The 18,055-nt window shown below is 34.8% G+C and carries 18 protein-coding genes and 1 tRNA gene; 4 read left to right on the plus strand and 15 right to left on the minus strand.

Annotated elements, in window-relative coordinates; genetic code table 11:
- Positions 1 to 5: 5 nt before the first annotated feature.
- From NO995_RS04085 to NO995_RS04120, 8 genes are all read right to left on the minus strand, one after another.
- Positions 6 to 1,451, minus strand: a complete 1,446-nt coding sequence (locus NO995_RS04085; protein WP_258226891.1) for a tagaturonate reductase — start codon at positions 1,449 to 1,451, stop codon at positions 6 to 8.
- A gap of 42 nt (positions 1,452 to 1,493) precedes the next feature.
- A complete protein-coding gene (locus tag NO995_RS04090; RefSeq protein WP_240572070.1) occupies positions 1,494 to 2,942 on the minus strand; it encodes an MFS transporter in 1,449 nt (482 codons plus the stop codon).
- A gap of 80 nt (positions 2,943 to 3,022) precedes the next feature.
- The gene (gene uxaC, locus NO995_RS04095; protein ID WP_258226388.1) at positions 3,023 to 4,423 is read right to left on the minus strand and encodes a glucuronate isomerase; all 1,401 of its coding nucleotides are present in this window, start codon (positions 4,421 to 4,423) and stop codon (positions 3,023 to 3,025) included.
- A gap of 31 nt (positions 4,424 to 4,454) precedes the next feature.
- The gene (locus NO995_RS04100; protein ID WP_240572072.1) at positions 4,455 to 5,240 is read right to left on the minus strand and encodes a gluconate 5-dehydrogenase; all 786 of its coding nucleotides are present in this window, start codon (positions 5,238 to 5,240) and stop codon (positions 4,455 to 4,457) included.
- 439 nt (positions 5,241 to 5,679) lie between these two features.
- Entirely contained in the window at positions 5,680 to 7,296 is a 1,617-nt protein-coding gene (locus tag NO995_RS04105) for a beta-N-acetylhexosaminidase (protein WP_258226389.1), read from the minus strand.
- Positions 7,297 to 7,614: 318 nt separating this feature from the next.
- Positions 7,615 to 7,986, minus strand: coding sequence for a hypothetical protein (locus NO995_RS04110; protein WP_258226390.1), 372 nt, complete (start codon positions 7,984 to 7,986; stop codon positions 7,615 to 7,617).
- 1 nt (position 7,987) lies between these two features.
- Entirely contained in the window at positions 7,988 to 8,347 is a 360-nt protein-coding gene (locus NO995_RS04115) for a YtxH domain-containing protein (RefSeq protein ID WP_258226391.1), read from the minus strand.
- A 192-nt stretch (positions 8,348 to 8,539) separates the two neighbouring features.
- Positions 8,540 to 8,621, minus strand: a tRNA-Leu gene (locus NO995_RS04120).
- Positions 8,622 to 8,722: 101 nt separating this feature from the next.
- On the opposite strand from NO995_RS04120, the gene NO995_RS04125 reads away from it, so the two are divergent.
- The 4 genes from NO995_RS04125 to NO995_RS04140 all read left to right on the plus strand — a co-directional run bounded on the left by NO995_RS04125 (position 8,723) and on the right by NO995_RS04140 (position 12,861).
- Entirely contained in the window at positions 8,723 to 10,111 is a 1,389-nt protein-coding gene (locus tag NO995_RS04125; protein ID WP_258226392.1) for a dipeptidase, read from the plus strand.
- A 106-nt stretch (positions 10,112 to 10,217) separates the two neighbouring features.
- A complete protein-coding gene (locus tag NO995_RS04130; RefSeq protein ID WP_258226393.1) occupies positions 10,218 to 11,078 on the plus strand; it encodes a DMT family transporter in 861 nt (286 codons plus the stop codon).
- A 181-nt stretch (positions 11,079 to 11,259) separates the two neighbouring features.
- On the plus strand, positions 11,260 to 12,360 hold the full coding sequence (locus NO995_RS04135; protein ID WP_258226394.1) for a DUF4407 domain-containing protein: 1,101 nt from the start codon (positions 11,260 to 11,262) through the stop codon (positions 12,358 to 12,360).
- 69 nt (positions 12,361 to 12,429) lie between these two features.
- A complete protein-coding gene (locus tag NO995_RS04140) occupies positions 12,430 to 12,861 on the plus strand; it encodes a DUF4440 domain-containing protein (RefSeq protein WP_240572080.1) in 432 nt (143 codons plus the stop codon).
- Between the two features lie 10 nt (positions 12,862 to 12,871).
- Here the strand turns inward: NO995_RS04140 and NO995_RS04145 are convergent, their stop codons facing one another.
- The 7 genes from NO995_RS04145 to ruvC form a co-directional block, all read right to left on the minus strand.
- Positions 12,872 to 13,450: an alkylphosphonate utilization protein gene (locus NO995_RS04145; protein WP_240572081.1), complete on the minus strand. Its 579-nt coding sequence runs from the start codon at positions 13,448 to 13,450 to the stop codon at positions 12,872 to 12,874.
- Positions 13,451 to 13,554: 104 nt separating this feature from the next.
- Positions 13,555 to 14,379, minus strand: coding sequence for a hypothetical protein (locus tag NO995_RS04150; protein ID WP_258226395.1), 825 nt, complete (start codon positions 14,377 to 14,379; stop codon positions 13,555 to 13,557).
- 190 nt (positions 14,380 to 14,569) lie between these two features.
- Complete coding sequence (locus NO995_RS04155) at positions 14,570 to 14,932, minus strand: MmcQ/YjbR family DNA-binding protein (protein ID WP_258226396.1); 363 nt, start codon at positions 14,930 to 14,932, stop codon at positions 14,570 to 14,572.
- Positions 14,929 to 15,540 carry a DUF4230 domain-containing protein gene (locus NO995_RS04160; protein ID WP_240572084.1) on the minus strand — a complete coding sequence of 204 codons (612 nt, stop codon included), beginning with the start codon at positions 15,538 to 15,540 and terminating at the stop codon, positions 14,929 to 14,931. The genes NO995_RS04155 and NO995_RS04160 overlap by 4 nt, the downstream gene beginning before the upstream one ends.
- On the minus strand, positions 15,540 to 16,295 hold the full coding sequence (locus NO995_RS04165) for a cyclase family protein (protein ID WP_240572085.1): 756 nt from the start codon (positions 16,293 to 16,295) through the stop codon (positions 15,540 to 15,542). The genes NO995_RS04160 and NO995_RS04165 overlap by 1 nt, the downstream gene beginning before the upstream one ends.
- Before the next feature lie 4 nt (positions 16,296 to 16,299).
- The gene (gene hemW, locus NO995_RS04170) at positions 16,300 to 17,445 is read right to left on the minus strand and encodes a radical SAM family heme chaperone HemW (RefSeq protein WP_258226397.1); all 1,146 of its coding nucleotides are present in this window, start codon (positions 17,443 to 17,445) and stop codon (positions 16,300 to 16,302) included.
- A 54-nt stretch (positions 17,446 to 17,499) separates the two neighbouring features.
- On the minus strand, positions 17,500 to 18,054 hold the full coding sequence (ruvC, locus tag NO995_RS04175; RefSeq protein WP_258226398.1) for a crossover junction endodeoxyribonuclease RuvC: 555 nt from the start codon (positions 18,052 to 18,054) through the stop codon (positions 17,500 to 17,502).
- Position 18,055: the final 1 nt, after the last annotated feature.

An 18,055-nucleotide genomic window follows, 5' to 3' on the forward strand; every position in this document is an offset into this window, starting at 1 on the left:
AATAATTAAAGTTTCGCGCTGTAATTTGCGTAACCAGCTTCAATACCGTTAGCTTCAATTTCTTCTAAAGCTAAAGCAACAGCATTGGTTAAATTTTCAACTTTTGTTAAATCTTGTCCCCAGTATTCTTCAATAGACAATACATCGTTTGCCACCTGAGTATAATCGTTAGATTTCCAGATTTCAGCAAATTTAGCTACGATATCTGCACTATCCTGTACTGGTAATTCTTCTCCATTCCAAGTACCTTTATAGAAACGAATTAAAGATGCAAATGCAAATGTTAAGTTTGCTGGCACTTTTCCGTGAACATCTACATACCCTAATAAACTTGGCAATACACGTACTGTAAATTTAGAAATTGAATTTAAAGCAATGCTTGATAAGTTATGAATAATGAATGGATTTCTAAAACGATCGAAAATCTCTTCAGCGAAGCTATTTAACTCCTCGCGATCCATTTCTAAAGTATCGATAATTTCGTTGAAAACGGCTTTGTTAATAAACTCACCAGTAAAATCATTATCTACAGATTGTTTTACTGTTCTGTTTCCGTAAAGGTAAGAGAACGGTACCATTGCTGTATGCGCCCCGTTTAAGATACGTACTTTACGTGTACGGTAAGGCTGCATATCATCAACAATCTTAACATCAAGATTTGTTTTATCGAATGGTAATTTAGCTTTTAAGTCGTCACCACCTTCAATAACCCATAATAGGAATACCTCAGCAGCAACAATTAAATTATCTGCATAATCTAACTGTGCATTGTATGTTTCAATTTCATCTTTTGGATATCCTGGTACAATTCTATCTACTAAGGTACTGTGGAAAGCGTTATGTTCTAAAATCCAGTTTTTAAAGTCGTCACCTAAATTCCAGTCTGCGATGTATTTTAAGATGATTTCTTTTAAAGTTTCGGAGTTATGGTTGATTAATTCACAAGGAATAATGGTTAATCCTTTGCTTGCATCACCATTAAAATGCTTAAATCTTTCGTGTAATAAAACGGTTAATTTAGCAGGGAACGAACTTGGTGGTTGCATTTCGGCAGTATCGCTTTCAACGTAAGCAATACCAGCTTCAGTAGTATTAGAAATGATAAATTCTAACGTCTCTTCTTTTGCTAAACTTAAATACTCACCAAAATTAGAGTAAGGATCTACCCCTTTTACAATATTATCGATTAATTCAACTTCCTGAATTTCTTCACCTTTTTTAATACCCTTCATGAAAAGCGTATATAGTCCATCCTGATCGTTTAGCATGTTTACTAAACCTCTGTCGATAGGTTGTACAACGGCAATTCCGGCATTAAAATCTGCTTTCTTATTCAACTCTTGAATCGCGTAACCAATGAAGGCTCTTAAAAAGTTCCCTTCACCAAACTGTACTATTTTAATCGGACGTTTTTCTTCAAGTCCAACGTTTGCTCTATTTAATTTTTTTATTGTTGACATATTTAATTAATAATTATTCATTGAAATTATTTGTTACATATCTGTAATAGGGCTGTATTTTGGAACCAATGTTTTCATTACACTCCACCCTATTAAGTAACAAACAGCACATATTGAGAAAATGATAAAATATCCTGCTTCTATGCCTTTAAATCCAAAGAAAGACATATTGGTATTAGCACTAAAATCGAACAAAAGACCAGATCCTTTATTAATAAGAGTTGAACCAATACCACCAGCTAAACCACCAATTCCGGTAACGGTTGCAATGGCTTTTTTAGGGAACATATCTCCTACTGTTGTAAAAATGTTCGCAGACCAAGCCTGGTGAGCTGCACCAGCTATACCAATAATGATAACAGGAATCCAGTATGTGTAATGTCCTAGAGGTTGTGCCACTAAAGCTAATAATGGGAAAAATGCAAAAATTAACATCGCTCTCATTCTACCCGCATAAGGATTCATTCCTTTTTTCTCAACGAAATACGTTGGTAACCACCCCCCGATAATTGAAAGTAGTGTTATGGCGTATAAAATAAATAACGGGAAGGCTGCTTCGGTAGAATCCATGCCGTAAACCGAACTTAAATACGCCGGTGTCCAGAATAAGAAAAACCACCAAACACCATCGGTCATAAATTTACCAAAGGCAAAAGCCCATGTTTGTTTGTATTTGAAACAATCTGCTAACGATATTTTCTTTGTGTTTTCAGGAACATAACCTTCAATTTTACTATCCTCAAGATCATCTTGCTGAATATATTCTAACTCGGCTGCATTTACATGTTTACTTTTCTCTGGTTTATCATACATAAACACCCAGAAGCCCATCCATACAAAACCTAAAGCACCAATAATAATAAAGGCCATTTCCCAACCATAAGCTTCAGCAATAAAAGGAATTGAAATTGGCGCAGCTAAAGCACCAACTGTTGCTCCTGCATTAAAAATACTTGTTGAGAACGCTCGGTCTTTCTTCGGGAAATATTCTGCAGTTGTTTTAATAGCTGCCGGAAAGTTTCCTGCTTCACCTAATGCTAAAACAAATCGAGCAAAAATAAACAAGGTTACACTAACAGAAATTACTAAACCTGTATCGTTAATTGTACCAATAATTTCCTTTGCTTCTTCAAAACCTACAAACCAATGTCCGGTTATATATCCAGAAGTAGCAATACCTGCAAAAGCATGCAAACAAGCACCAACAGACCAAACTCCGATAGCCCATAAAAATCCTTTTTTGGTATCTAAAATATCAACAAAACGACCTGCGAATATTAAAGAAATGGCATAAAAAATAGAGAATAACGCCGTTATGTTTCCATAATCGTTGTTAGTCCAGTTAAATTCAGGAGCTATAAAATCTTTCCATGTTAGGGAAAGTACTTGCCTGTCTAAATAATTTATAGTGGTTGCCATGAATAGAAGTCCGCAGATGGTCCATCTATACTTCGTTGCTTTTACTTTTGTGTTTTCATTCATAATAAATTAGTTTATTTGGTATTTAAATAAATTTAAAATTTTCATTTGAACTTATTTAGCTTAAAAGCTCTTTATTCTATTTAAAATTTGAAATATTCTTTTGCGTTGAAATAACTAATATCCGCAACCATTTTACCAATCCATTCCATATCGTTTGGTAATTCGCCGCGTTGTATTTCATCTCCTAAAAGATTACATAAAATACGTCTGAAATATTCGTGTCTTGGGAACGATAAGAAACTTCTTGAATCTGTTAACATACCAACAAAACAACTAATAAGTCCCATATTAGATAAGGCATTTAACTGCTTGGTCATTCCGTCTTTCTGGTCTAAGAACCACCATCCGGAACCAAACTGCACCTTACCTCTTACACTACCATCGTTAAAGTTACCAATCATGGTTGCCATAACTTCATTATCGGCAGGGTTTAAGTTATAAATAATCGTTTTAGTTAATTTATCTTTACTATCTAAAGCATTTAAGAATGCAGATAATTTTTGTGCTTGCGGATAATCACCGATAGAATCCCAACCAGTATCAGGACCTAAAATGCGGTGCATACGTGCATTGTTATTTCTTAATGCACCTAAATGGAATTGCTGTACCCAACCAAACTCATGGTACGTTTCACATAAGTACACAAGTAAGGCACTTTGGAATTTTAAAGCTTCCTCGTTTGCTAGAACTTTTCCTTCTCTTTTCTTCGCAAAAATGGCTTTAACTTCAGCTTCAGTATAAGCTTCGAAATAGATTTGATCTAATCCGTGGTCACATAAAGAACACCCGTTTGCATTAAAATATTCAATACGTTTTCTTAAAGCGCTAAGTAAATCATCATAAGAATTGATTTCAACTTCAGCTGATTTACCTAAGGCGTTTACATACTCATTGTACCCGTCGGCATTGATTAAAATAGCTTTATCAGGACGGAATGCCGTACTTACCTTTACGTTATAATCAGACTTAGCTAATGCTTGATGATGCTCTAAAGTATCTATAGGATCTTCGGTGGTACAAACTACTTCTGTATTTACCTTATTTAATAACTGACGACAGCTGTAACTTCCTGAAGTTAACTGCTCCTGAGTTTGATCCCATACTTTTTCAGCTGTTTTCTCACTTAATAAATCGGTGATACCAAAATATCTTGTTAACTCTAAATGCGTCCAGTGGTATAACGGATTACGCATGGTGTAAGGTACCGTTTTAGCCCAGTTTAAAAACTTGTCTTTATCTGAACCGTCTCCAGTTATAAACTTTTCGTTTACACCTAAAGTTCGCATAGCTCTCCATTTGTAATGGTCGCCATTAATCCAAACATTTGTAATATTGTTAAACGTCTTATCCTCTGCTATTTGTTGTGGTGGCAGGTGATTGTGATAATCGATAATAGGCTGATTTTTTGAGTACTCGTGGTATAACTCTTCAGCATACTTATTTTCTAATAGAAAATTGTCGTGAATGAATGTTTTGCTCATTTTAATCTCTTAATAATAATTTGTCTTTTATTTAGTCTTCATTTGATGGCTTTCCAATAGTAGCAAGAATACCACCATCAACATAAACGACCTGGCCGTTTACAAAATCACTAGCCTTAGAAGCTAAAAAGATAGCTGCTCCAGCTAAATCTTCAGGATCTCCCCAACGTGCAGCAGGTGTCCTGTTTATAATAAATTCATTGAATGGGTGACCATCAACACGAATAGGTTCTGTTTGACTGGTTGCAAAATAACCAGGTCCAATACCATTTACTTGTATATTGTGCTTAGCCCACTCGGTAGCTAAGTTTTGGGTTAACATTTTTAAGCCGCCTTTTGCTGCTGCATAAGCAGAAACGCTATTTCTACCAAGTTCACTCATCATAGAGCAGATATTGATAATTTTTCCTTCTTTACGCTCAATCATTTGCTTAGCAACCAACTGCGACATGATAAAAGGTCCTACCAAATCCACATCTATTACACGTCTGAAATCTTCAACCGGCATAGTAATTGCCAACTCTCTTTTAATGATTCCGGCATTATTAACCAAAATATGAATATCACCAATTTCTTTTGCGATAATATCCATATGCTTTTTAGCATCTTCTTCGTTTGTAACGTCAAATAAATATCCTGAAGCAGTAAACCCTTGACCTCTGTAGTGATTTAGAGCGTCTTCCATCTTAGATGGGGTTGTTCCCGTTATAACAAGCTCGGCACCAGCACTTGCAAGTCCATCGGCCATAGCCATTCCTAAACCATGAGTACCTCCTGTAATAAGTGCTCTTTTTCCTTTTAAATTAAATAAATTCATTGTCTTATATTAATTTGTTTCCTTTAGTAAAAATCCTTTATAATTTTAGGCTTTAATCTATTAAAAAACAAAGCGTTCAGTTTAGTTAATCGTTTAAGCTAAAAATTCTAACGTAATCGATTACGCAAAAATAATTAATTTAGGGATTACTCACTACCTAAATTAACATTATCACTAAAAAAAAGCATTATTTTCAAAGATTAGTCTGTAAATATATAAATTATTGAGTGATTTGTTAATCTCATCAAGCAAATTGTAATGACAAAAGGTTTAAAAATTACCTTAATAGAATATTAAACCAATACAATTACTTAAAACTCAAATAATACCTAAAAATATATAAGCTAAAAAAGGTTGACTGTAAAACATAATTTGCTAAAATACAGACAACCTTTCAAAGGTATTAAAACCCTTTTTATTTCCTTTACAACTTTGGTTTTTATTCGATTTTATAACTATTAATGCCTAAAGCATCCCATCCTTTTTTAACTTCAGTAAGTGCTATTTTAAAACTTTCAAAGTCTTTATTTTCTAAAGCTGTCCAACCTACCTCTGCATAAGCGGCTATTCTTGGAAAAGTTTGATATTCTATATCTTTATTTGTAGGCGTCCATTCACTCCACATCTGACACCCTAATCCGTAAATATTTTTATGATATTTTTCATCCAGTCCTTCCGGAATCGGATTAAAACGATAAGCCTTTTCTAAAGGAATACCTTTATACTTATAATCCAGGTAAGTAAATTTATGCCAAGAATTAACTATGCCGTAACCTTTACTTGCTGCCTCGGTTAAAAGATTTATATCTCCTTTCCAGAAATGCACCACGACATTCTTAGCCAACTCAGTTTCCGCTTCCTCATCATCTTTTTTCTCTTCAAAATCGAAGTGCAGTTTTTTACCCATAATCTCATTCCATCCCATCATTCTTCTACCGTGCTCCTGCATAAATATCGAAATCTTATTAACAAAATCGATTTGCAAATCGGCAGGTGTGTTAATGCCATGTTCTTTCATGTATTGTTGTACTCTTGAAGACTTTTCCCAAACTTCATAAGGTACTTCATCACCACCAATATGAATAACATCCGACGGAAATAAATCAAATAATTCTAACAAAACATCTTTAACAAACTGAATGGTGTCCGGTTTTGTAACATCATAATTATCATAATGACGTCCAAATTTAACCGGCACATCAATATCTTCTCCTTTAGTTCCTAACCAGGTATATGCTGCAATGGCCGCACTGGAATGCCCTGGCATTTCAAATTCCGGTATAATTTTAATATTTCTCTCAGCCGCATAAGCCACAATATCCCTTATTTGCTCTTGCGTATAAAACCCTCCGTGAGGCTCACCCGAGGTTTTACCACTTTTCCATGTTTCTATTTCGCTATCGGTTCTAAAAGCTCCTACTTTTGTTAATAAAGGGTATTTTTTTATTTCTATTCGCCATCCGGCATCATCGGTTAAATGCCAGTGAAACACATTCATTTTTAAAGCCGCCATTTGGTCAAGCATTTGTTTCACAAAAGCTTCACCATGAAAGTAACGCGCTTCATCTAACATATAGGCACGCCATTTAAAACGCGGTGCGTCTCTAACTTCAATAGAAGGAATTAACCACTTAACCTTATCGTCACCTTCTCCACCATCTTCCGACAGTAATTGATTCAATGTCTGAACAGCATAAAATGCCCCTGCTCTACTATTTGACTTTATTATAATAGTTTCTGGAGTCACTAATAAAGTGTATGCTTCATCTTGAAGCGTATTGTCTGTTTTAAATTCAATATCTGCTTTTCGACCATCAACTAGTTTAGATTGATTCCTTGTTTTAGATTTTAACAAATTACTTAAGTAATTAGCTGTTTGTTTTTGATCATCATTTTCAAAAGAAATCTTTATACCTTTTTTAATCGAAAATGAAGATTTTCCCAACACCATATTTAAAGGTTTAGGCAATAAGGTAACCTCTGAAGCTGTAAAAGTTTTGTTCTTTTCGGAAGCACTTAAAAGTGTTACAAAAAACAAACAAAGTAAGTAACGCATTGATTGTAAGTATTAATTATTTTAAAATTGTGTTCGTACACAAACATAATTAAATTTAACAATATTATACTGCAAATTATTATCCTATTTAATTTTGAAATAGAATAGAACTTGATCTCGACTTTTTAAAACACTTTTCTTAACAACCTAATCAAGGCAAAAATTTTCACATATTTATTAGAAAAAACTGAAGACACTAAATTAGAAGGCATACTTATAACTTCTTTCAACTCATAGCCACTTTGTTTCATTTTTTCGAGTGCGATTTGCCGCTCTAAAGCGTGTACTTTTAAATCGAACCGTACTTCTTCTATATTGTTATATTTCCTTTTCATCTTTATCTGAATTAAAAAAATTATCTGATACGTTACTAATTACCGTGTTGTCAATTCGTCGCCTAAACGCGAAAGCCAACCCCATTAACAAAATAAGCGTAATTCCGATAATTAAACACGCTAAAGGCAAGCTATTTAACCATTCTCCTAAGGCTATTGCACCTGCTACAGAAACGAAAAAGAGACCAGCAAAACCCAAACCCAGAATAATAAAAAATTTAATCAAAAAACTTAAGGTTAACGACAACTGCTCAAAAATCTTAAGTTTAATATATTTTTCTGAAGACTTTAAATACTCGTCGCCATGCTGAAAGGTATCTTGAGCTTTCGCGTTCAATGCATCTAAAATTTTCATATTACGATTTTTGATACTTTTTATTTTTAGCTTTAAGTTCGGCTAATTTTTTTTCCAGTAAACTGATGGCATCATCAGCTTTGTAACTTGCGTTAGACATGAGTTGTTCTAACTCCTCTTCTAACGAAGCTTGTTTTTGCTTAACGGTATTCGAGATATTTTCAGCCGTTTCATGTATATTCTCAGACATTTTGTCTTTTACACTCTGCGCTTCATCTACAATTTTTTTTCGAGTTACTGTGCCTTTATCCGGAGCAAATAAAACACCTAAAACGGTTCCAACGGCTGTTCCTACTAAAAAACCTAAAACGGCTCCACTACCTTTTCCCATAATATAATGTATTAAAGTTATGACTTTCATAAATTTAATAAATTAAAATCTTACAATAGCCTGATTTGTTTAATATTCACAGAACTACATTACTTGATATCTCACACAGTAAGCTTCAACAAAAAAAAATGATAAACCAAAAATTATATAATAATTTGAGAAGAAATAAAAGGTCTAAAAATAAAAAAAGCTCCTCAAAATTGAGAAGCTTACCCTTTGTTGTGCGGGCGGGGAGACTCGAACTCCCACACCTCGCGGCACTAGATCCTAAGTCTAGCGTGTCTACCAATTCCACCACGCCCGCAAAGAGGTTGCAAATATAAACAAGATTTTGAAATTGCAAACACCTATCTCAAAAAAAAATATTCTTTTTTTATACTTTTGTTTCCAAATCTAGATAACTACATGAAAAACACCACTTCTTATATAGAAAATAATAAAGACAGATTTTTATCTGAACTAGTCGAACTTTTAAAAATTCCTTCTATAAGCGCCGATTCTGCTTATAAGGCAGACGTTTTAAGAACTGCTGAAGCTGTAAAAGAACGTCTTGAACAAGCTGGTTGCGATACTGTAGAAATTTGTCCGACGGCAGGTTACCCTATTGTTTACGGTGAAAAAATAATCAATAAAGACTTACCTACTGTTTTAGTATACGGACATTATGATGTACAACCAGCAGATCCATTAGAATTATGGGACTCTGCACCTTTTGAGCCAGTAATTAAAACAACAGAACTTCATCCTGAAGGAGCAATTTTTGCTCGTGGCGCTTGCGACGATAAAGGCCAAATGTACATGCACGTTAAGGCTTTAGAGTTTATGACTTCTACAGACCAGTTACCTTGTAACGTAAAATTCATGATTGAAGGTGAAGAAGAAGTTGGCAGTGTTAACTTATCAACTTTCGTTAAAGAAAATCGTGAAAAACTAAGCAACGATGTTATTCTTATTTCAGATACCGGAATGATTGCTAAAGACACACCATCAATCACGACAGGGCTAAGAGGTTTAAGCTACGTTGAAGTTGAAGTTACAGGACCTAACCGCGATTTACACTCTGGTTTATACGGTGGCGCTGTAGCGAATCCTATTAATGTGCTTACTAAAATGATTGCGTCTTTACATGACGAAAATAATCATATTACCATTCCTGGATTTTACGATAAAGTAGAAGAATTATCTCAGGAAGAACGTGCCGAAATGGCAAAAGCACCATTCAGCTTAGACGACTACAAAAAAGCATTAGATATCGATGATGTTTATGGTGAAGCAGGTTACACCACTAACGAGCGTAATTCCATCCGTCCAACTCTAGATGTTAACGGTATTTGGGGTGGTTATATTGGCGAAGGTGCCAAAACCGTTATTGCCAGCAAAGCATACGCTAAAATATCTATGCGTTTAGTTCCTGGTCAGGAATGGGAAGAAATCACTGAATTATTCAAAAACCATTTCGAAAGTATTGCGCCTAAAGCCGTTAAAGTTAAAGTTAAACCTCATCACGGCGGACAAGGGTATGTAACGCCAACCGATAATATTGGTTATCAGGCCGCTGCAAAAGCATATACCGATACTTTTGGAAAAGCTCCAATTCCACAACGCGGCGGAGGTAGTATTCCTATTGTAGCCCTTTTCGAAAAAGAATTAGACAGCAAAATTATTTTAATGGGCTTTGGTTTAGACAGCGACGCCATTCACTCGCCTAACGAGCATTTTGGTGTATTCAATTACTTAAAAGGCATTGAAACCATTCCGTTATTCTACAAATATTTCACAGAATTATCTAAATAATATTCAGGGTGTTACCCAGTGGTATTTTGATTAAAACACCACTGGGTCGCGCTTTACGCACTACATGGTAGTTAGCTTCAATCGCTAACACGGCAACCACTACTTAATGAAAAACCAACACTCCACACACCTTCTTCAACTTACTTTAGCCACCTTTTTTATAAGTACATCGGGCGCTTTAGGAAAGTATATCGATTTACCCATTCCGGTAATTATCTGGTGGCGTTGTATTATTGCCGGTGTTGCATTATTTGCGTTTTGCAACTATAAAAAATTCAATCTTAAACTAAATTCTAAAACCGATGTTGTCACGGTAATTATAAGTGCTTTACTCATGGGTGGTCACTGGATTACCTATTTCTTAGCCTTAAAACTTTCAAATGTAGCACTAGGAATGTTATCGCTTTTTACATTTCCTATTTTAACGGCCTTTTTAGAGCCTCTTTTTATAAAAACAAAATTCGATCCGTTTTACATTATTTTAGGTGTCTTAGTATTGTTAGGGCTTTACATTTTAGCCCCCGAATTTAATTTAGAAAGCGCCCAGTTAAAAGGCTTCCTTTTCGGATTACTATCGGCTGTATTTTATGCCTTACGTAATATTCTGTCTAAAAAACTAACCGCCAAATACAACGGCTCCAGCGTTATGTTTTATCAAAGCTTGGTGGTCGGTTTAATTTTATCGCCAGCTTTATTTATCTTAGAAAGCAACGGACTAAAAGAACAGTTTCCTTATATCCTTTTTCTTGGTTTAATTACCACTGCTGTTGGACATTCTATGTTAGTAAACAGTTTAAAACATTTTACCGTTAGCACCGCAAGCATAATTAATAGTATTCAGCCTATTTTCGGAATCATTCTTGCCTTCTTCTTTTTAAACGAAATACCAACTCTAAACACCTTTATTGGCGGATCACTAATTCTAGCCACCGTAATTATTGAGAGTGTAAGATCGAGAAATAGGTAAAACATATACCATAAAAAGCTTAATAAACATTTTAAGTCCTTAATAATACTGTATAACCAACCTCTATATCCTGTATTCAATTTCACATAATAAATTAGAAACCAACAATTAAACTCATAATTATGTAACAAAATCTTGCTTTTAACGTTTTATAGATTATCAATCAAAATCATCAATCATTATGTTAAAGCAATTTTTTATTATCTGCTCGGGTGCCGACACCGATATTTTAAACTCCTGTTCAAAAGGCGAACAAAATAAATACGCTGGTATTGGAGCTACCGTATTCTTCACAGCTGTTATGGCATTTATCGCAGCAAGCTATGCCTTATATACCGTTTTCGATAATTATTACACGGCGGTGTTCTTCGGACTCATCTGGGGATTACTTATTTTTAATCTGGACCGCTATATAGTTTCAACCATTAAAAAGACTGGGAATTTTGCAGACGAAGTAATTCAGGCATCTCCACGAATCCTTCTGGCAGTTATCATAGCTGTAGTGATATCAAAACCTTTAGAACTTAAGATTTTTGAAAAAGAAATAGATCGCGTGCTTTTGGAGCAAAAAAATGAATTCACGCTGGCCAATAAAAACCAGATTGCAGAACAATACGCCCCTCAAATTAAAGAACTGGAAGCCTCAATTTCTAGTCTACAAAATGAAATTACAACTAAAGAAACCGAAGTTAATGCGCTTTACGACACCTATATTTCTGAAGCCGAAGGTACAGCTGGAACAAAACTATTAGGCAAAGGACCTGTTTATAAAGAGAAACGCGACAAACACGACGCTGCTTTAGCCGAATTACAACAACTGAAAACTGATAATGCTGAAAAAATTAAAGCTATTGAATCTGAAATAGCCAATTTAAAAAGCGATTACGACAATCAGGTAACAACATCACAACCTGTCATTTCAAATTTCGACGGACTCATGGCTAGAGTTGACGCCTTAAATAAATTACCTTGGTTGCCGTCTTTCTTTATTTTCCTGTTGTTTTTAGCCATTGAAACCTCCCCTATTTTCGCGAAGCTACTATCTCCAAAAGGCGCTTACGATTTTAAACTGGAAAATGAAGAAACTGCCATCAAAACACATGTACTTCAAAACAAAAATCAGCGGGAAGCCTTGCTGAAAACTGAATTCGCTATTAACGATCGTGTATATAAAGACATTGAACAAGAAGACGAATTATACAATTATAAACGTAAAAAAGCAAGAGAATTACTCCAATTACAAGCCGATGCCTTTTTCAACCAACAAAAGAATATATTGTAGTTAAATACTAATTTTAAGTGAGTTTGTTTATTTTTACAACAACTCCCATAGAAGCGTAACTATAATATTATGAAAAAACTTATTCTTTTACTTTGCCTGATGTGTGCCTGCACCGTATTTTCTCAAAATAATGAAGAAAAAGACATTAATGACATTCAGGCGGTTTTAAAGGCGCAACGTTTGGCGTGGTCTAAAAATAACATTGAAGAATTTATGGAAGGCTACTGGAAAAGTGACTCTCTTAAATTCTACGGGAGTAATGGTGTTACCTATGGATGGGAGAATACTTTAAAGCGTTACAAAAAAGCGTACCCGAGCAAAGACCACACGGGTAAATTAAGTTTTAAAATAAATGATATCTCTAAAATTACTGATGACGCCTATTATGTATTGGGTGAATTTCACTTAAAACGTGAAGTAGGTAATGCCAGCGGATTTTTTATGTTGGTATTTAAGAAGATAAACGGCGAATGGAAAATTATCGCCGATACCTCTGCTTAAAACTATCTTATTAGGTTTTCTTAACGTATTTCGTAATAATTACGATTTGCTGTCCGTCAACCTTTCCTTCAATATATTCTGCATTGTCGCGATCTAAACGAATGTTTCTAACTGCCGTTCCTTGTTTCGCGACCATGCTCGATCCTTTTACTTTTAAATCTTTAACTAAAACAACCGAATCACCGTTTTCTAAAATAACACCATTTACATCGCGGTGTATTACTTTTTCACTTTCGTCTTTATCTTCACCTGTTGCACGTGCTAAAGCTAAAGCTTCATCATCTAAATACATCATATCCAATAAGTCTTTAGGCCATCCTTCACCTCTTAAACGTTGTAACATTCTCCATGATAAAATTTGCACAGCCACGAACTCACTCCACATACTGTCATTTAAACAACGCCAGTGGTTAGCATCCATTTCTGTTTCGCCTTCAATCTGACTTAAACAGGTACCACAAACCAACAAACTGTTATCAACACTTTCGTTTAATGAGGGTGGCAAGGTATATTGACTTAATCCTTTATCCGATTTACATATTTCGCAAGTGTTATTGCTTCTGTCTTTTAACGTTTGTAGTATACTCATAATTTGTATTTTAAGATTGCAATAATACGCCTAAATTAAAGCATCCGCAAGCTACAAAAGAAAAGGCATCTAAATTAGATGCCTCTTCCCACTAATTAAGCTACCTATTTTGATAACTCTGCTACTAACTTATATACGGCATCACCATGTACAGGTGTAAAATACTTATCTATCTTTTTACCACGTGCTTTACGGTCTGCCTCATTAGGCCATTTTTTCTTAGCCATTTCTGTAAAACCATCGAACATTTTATCCAAATCACCTAAGGAATCTAAAAAGAAGGCTTCCACCATTTGAGAAGAATCACTTCCCCAGGCGTGTCTGTGTGGATAATACCCTTTAATTAATGCATTATCTTTAATAAATACTTCGAAGTTTTCTTTCATTAAAGCTTCAATTTCATCACCATCATAATCTTTTGGAAAAGCCCAATGTGTGGTTCTTACATAAAGAATTAAATCCTTCTTGTTGTTCTCCGGAATATACTTAGCTAAAGGCATGGTATAATAAATCTCATCGGAATGAATTGGCGAATAATATGCCCTTTGCTTTTTAAAGAAAGCCTCTCTAGCGTCTTTATCAGGCCACGCTGCTTCAGCTAATTCACCATCTTTTTCATTGGCTTTTACTATGTCTTCCCAGGTTTTGTAAACATTTACAAAAAGGATTTCACTGTTATCTGGTGTCATTTGATGTAAATACACCGATGATGCCACACGTAAATCATTTTTTTTGACAACTTTTTCCAGATATTCCTTTTCTACAGACTTCCAGGTATCCATATCAAAATCTTCCTTGTCCATATTCCAGTGGGCCTTCGTTACTGTAATATACATAGGGCGTGAATCGTCTTGAGCTAAGACTGAAGATATACTGAATAATAATAGCAAAGTTAGCATTGCTGCTAATAGTTGATTAGTTGTTTTCATAATTGTAATTAATTAAGGTTAGTATATTAGTTTTAAACGTTAAATACTAAATCTTTAATCGGGGCAATTGAAAACCTGGGGTAAAAAAAATTTGGGGAAGTAAAATTTAATTTTTGCTATTATTATTTCCAAGAGGGTAGTGAAATAACATTACTAATTTACAAAAATTAATTTATTAACAATCAATTATTTAATTTAATTGCTCTTTTAATTTTTTAGGCATTCCTTTTACAACCATCTCGTAAGAATGGTCAATAAGAGTCAATAACAATGAGGATGAAATCTCAGCATCATGAAGTTTAACGGTATTCCAATGCGTCTTACTCATATGGTAACCCGAATCGATATTCTCATATTCTGCACGTAGTTCTAGTGCATATTCCGGGTCGCATTTCAAATTAATAGCTTTCTCTCCAGTTTCCCATCGATCGAGAGCAATAAGCGCATACATTTTCCCCATCACCTTAAAAACTAAAGTATCAGGATTAAAAGGAAATTCTTCGGTTGTTCCTTTCTTTTTTAAGCAGTAATCTCGTATTTGCTCGATGTTCATTCTATAGCTTTTGATTTGATTTGCTCTTCTATTTTTAAAGCGTTATAATCTAAACTCCAGCCAATGGTTTGCACTATATTTTCTATAAGTGAAATCGCCTCCAAAGCTTCCTGCTGCGCGGCATTAAACAATCCGCTTTCGGGTATTTTATCTAAAATATGTTTCTTGGCATCGTTATGAAGTTCGGTTAAATCGGATGCTGCAAACTTATTAAACATACCATCCTTTTTATCATAGTAGTTTAAATTGGTTTCAATAGTTAACACCTCTGGCTGCGGAAACTTATGAATAATTATGGTTTTATTTTTAGTATCGGCTTCCAGAATAACTTTAGAAAAATCGAAACCTACGTGTGCTTTGGCATTAACAATAACCAAAGCTTTTTTGGTACTTGAAATAAGTTTTAAGAAGCGCTCCTTAACATCTTCGTAATGGTAAATCTCGGCAAAATCGCCTTCAACAGTTATGAATTTATAGACTTTTTTAATCTTATCAAGTAAGATTACCGACTGCGAATTCACACGTTTTTTCTGTGCCTGAATTTTTAAATAGGTAACCACCGCCATCGTGATAAGTCCGCCTAATATTAAACCAAAAAGAATATCCATTACTCTATAATTTTGTATAAAACCGGTTTACTTGGTGTGGCATCGTTTTCAAAAGATGCTATTTGTAAATTTAACATATACTCGCCATCTTTTACCTTATTGGGCACATAAATAAATTCGGTAATCGTGGCATCTAAACGCAACTTACCTTGAGTATTCCAAAAGGCATTATGAGACAACAACTTACCTTCATCTCGTTCTTTATCGACACTTGGTAAATCGATAAGCAAATGCTTGATACCTTTTTCACGAAGATATATAGCCGCTTCCTCCAATAGATAGGTAGGATTAGTTTTAGAATACCGTTTTGTGAGCTTCTCTTTTAAATTAGGTATAGTGCGAATTACCACAGCATCTCGTTTTTTATTCCCTAAGGCGAATTGAATTTGCTTTTTAGATATTACAAAATCATCGTCTAACTTTTCAGGTGCTACGGTAATTACTTCAGCTAAAAAGAAAAATTGCTTTAGATTTTTATTGACAGAATAAACTGTTTCAGTAATATGCCCAACACATTCGGTATGCGTACCATGCGCATGCGGATTGAAGATAATTGTATTAAAATTAACCGCCGAACCTTTTACTACACTCCCAACCCAATCTTCTTCTTCAATCACAACCGGTTCAATTTCAGGATTTCCAATATACCAGGCATTTACATTCTCCTGACCCGACCGAATGGCTATAGAAATATCAAGCGGTTTGGTTAGATCTATTTGTAATTTTCTGGAATTATATTGAATGGTTGCAAGCATATTTTTAGTCTATTTTAAATAAATCTGAAGCAATACCGTCACTTAAAAACTTTCCCTTTTTTGTGACGATGAGTTTATCATCTTCAATATACAACAATTGTTGATTTCTATGTTTTTCAGACTGCTTTAAAATATAAGTTCTGTAAGTCTCACCAAAATCCTGAGCTACTTTTTCTAAAGACACGCCCCAAATGGTGCGCAAACCCGTCATAACATATTCGTTATACTGATCTGTTTTAGTTAAAGTTTCAACTTCCATTGGCAACTCCCCTTTTTCAATAGCCTGAATGTATTTTGAATTGTTTTTCACATTCCAGCTTCTGGATTTACCATCAAACGAATGTGCCGATGGACCAATTCCTATATATCGTTTCCCTTGCCAATAAGCTGTATTATTTTTACTAAAAAACTCAGGTTTCCCAAAATTAGACAACTCGTAATGCACAAAACCGGCTGCTTCCAGCTTTTCAATTAACATATGAAATTGCTCCTGTGCTACGGCATCGTCAAGTGCTTGTACTTTTCCTTTTTCTATAAAAACATCAAGTGCTGTTTTAGGCTCTACCGTTAAAGCATAACTGGAAATATGCGGAATATTAAACGATAACGCCGTATCAATGTTCTCCATCCAGTCTTCATGACTTAATCCCGGAATACCATAAATTAAATCGAGTGAAATATTATCGAAATATTGTGTAGCGACTTCTAAACACGTTTTTGCTTCCACTGCATTATGTGCGCGGTTCATCAGCTTTAAATCTCTTTCAAAAAACGATTGAATACCAATAGAAAGTCTATTAATACCAATCGCTTTGTAACCATGAAAAACAGTATGTACATCACCATTTCCAGTAGTTAAATCATCCGGATTAGCTTCTAAAGTAATTTCAGGGTCACTTACAACTTTATAATTTAAATATACAGCTTGAATTATCGATTTTAACTCCTCGCTATTCAACAATGAAGGTGTTCCGCCTCCAAAATAAATGGTTTGAACCACCTGATCTTGAAACTCAGCTTTTCTAAGTTCCAATTCCTTAATTAAACAGTAAACCAATTCCGGCTTCTTCTTTAAAGATGTTGAGAAGTGAAAATCGCAATAATGGCAAGCCTGCTTACAAAATGGTATGTGAATATATATTCCACTCATGTTTTAAGTGATCTTTTAGCAATGCCTTTCAGAAAATCTGTAAAGCATATAAAACTATTTTTTTACGCGATCTTCGTTTTGTTTTACAAAACTCGACCAACCCGAATAACTTTTTCCTACCTCTACACGACCATCATTATAAAAATGACAAACCGCAGCCGCTAAACCATCGGTCGCATCTAAATTTTTAGGAAGCGTTTTCAAGCCTAACAGACTTTGTAACATTTTTGCCACCTGTTCCTTACTGGCATTTCCGTTTCCTGTAATTGCCATTTTAATTTTCTTCGGCGAGTATTCGGTAATAGGTACTTCGCGACTTAAACCAGCCGCCATTGCAACACCTTGCGCTCGCCCTAATTTCAGCATACTTTGCACGTTCTTCCCAAAGAAAGGCGCTTCAATGGCTATTTCATCAGGGTGATGCGTGTCAATCAATTCAATGGTACGTTCAAAAATTAATTTCAGCTTTAAATAATGATCGTCATATTTCTTTAAATCGAGCTCATTCAACTGTAAAAACGACATAGTTTTCCCAACAACTTTTATCAATCCGAAACCCATAACCGTGGTTCCCGGATCGATTCCTAAAATAATTCTTTCCTTCGGCATA

This window comes from Aestuariibaculum sp. M13 (assembly GCF_024723255.1).
Lineage (GTDB): Bacteria > Bacteroidota > Bacteroidia > Flavobacteriales > Flavobacteriaceae > Aestuariibaculum > Aestuariibaculum lutulentum.

Bases quoted from the DNA above. Each gene is read 5' to 3' on its own strand.
- NO995_RS04150 (WP_258226395.1), bottom strand. From the start codon at position 14,379: ATGAAAACAACTAATCAACTATTAGCAGCAATGCTAACTTTGCTATTA.
- NO995_RS04100 (WP_240572072.1), bottom strand. From the start codon at position 5,240: ATGAATTTATTTAATTTAAAAGGAAAAAGAGCACTTATTACAGGAGGT.
- NO995_RS04155 (WP_258226396.1), bottom strand. From the start codon at position 14,932: ATGAACATCGAGCAAATACGAGATTACTGCTTAAAAAAGAAAGGAACA.
- NO995_RS04145 (WP_240572081.1), bottom strand. From the start codon at position 13,450: ATGAGTATACTACAAACGTTAAAAGACAGAAGCAATAACACTTGCGAA.
- NO995_RS04125 (WP_258226392.1), top strand. From the start codon at position 8,723: ATGAAAAACACCACTTCTTATATAGAAAATAATAAAGACAGATTTTTA.
- NO995_RS04165 (WP_240572085.1), bottom strand. From the start codon at position 16,295: ATGCTTGCAACCATTCAATATAATTCCAGAAAATTACAAATAGATCTA.
- NO995_RS04140 (WP_240572080.1), top strand. From the start codon at position 12,430: ATGAAAAAACTTATTCTTTTACTTTGCCTGATGTGTGCCTGCACCGTA.
- NO995_RS04160 (WP_240572084.1), bottom strand. From the start codon at position 15,540: ATGGATATTCTTTTTGGTTTAATATTAGGCGGACTTATCACGATGGCG.
- hemW (WP_258226397.1), bottom strand. From the start codon at position 17,445: ATGAGTGGAATATATATTCACATACCATTTTGTAAGCAGGCTTGCCAT.
- ruvC (WP_258226398.1), bottom strand. From the start codon at position 18,054: ATGCCGAAGGAAAGAATTATTTTAGGAATCGATCCGGGAACCACGGTT.
- NO995_RS04115 (WP_258226391.1), bottom strand. From the start codon at position 8,347: ATGAAAGTCATAACTTTAATACATTATATTATGGGAAAAGGTAGTGGA.
- uxaC (WP_258226388.1), bottom strand. From the start codon at position 4,423: ATGAGCAAAACATTCATTCACGACAATTTTCTATTAGAAAATAAGTAT.
- NO995_RS04110 (WP_258226390.1), bottom strand. From the start codon at position 7,986: ATGAAAATTTTAGATGCATTGAACGCGAAAGCTCAAGATACCTTTCAG.
- NO995_RS04135 (WP_258226394.1), top strand. From the start codon at position 11,260: ATGTTAAAGCAATTTTTTATTATCTGCTCGGGTGCCGACACCGATATT.
- NO995_RS04090 (WP_240572070.1), bottom strand. From the start codon at position 2,942: ATGAATGAAAACACAAAAGTAAAAGCAACGAAGTATAGATGGACCATC.
- NO995_RS04130 (WP_258226393.1), top strand. From the start codon at position 10,218: ATGAAAAACCAACACTCCACACACCTTCTTCAACTTACTTTAGCCACC.
- NO995_RS04105 (WP_258226389.1), bottom strand. From the start codon at position 7,296: ATGCGTTACTTACTTTGTTTGTTTTTTGTAACACTTTTAAGTGCTTCC.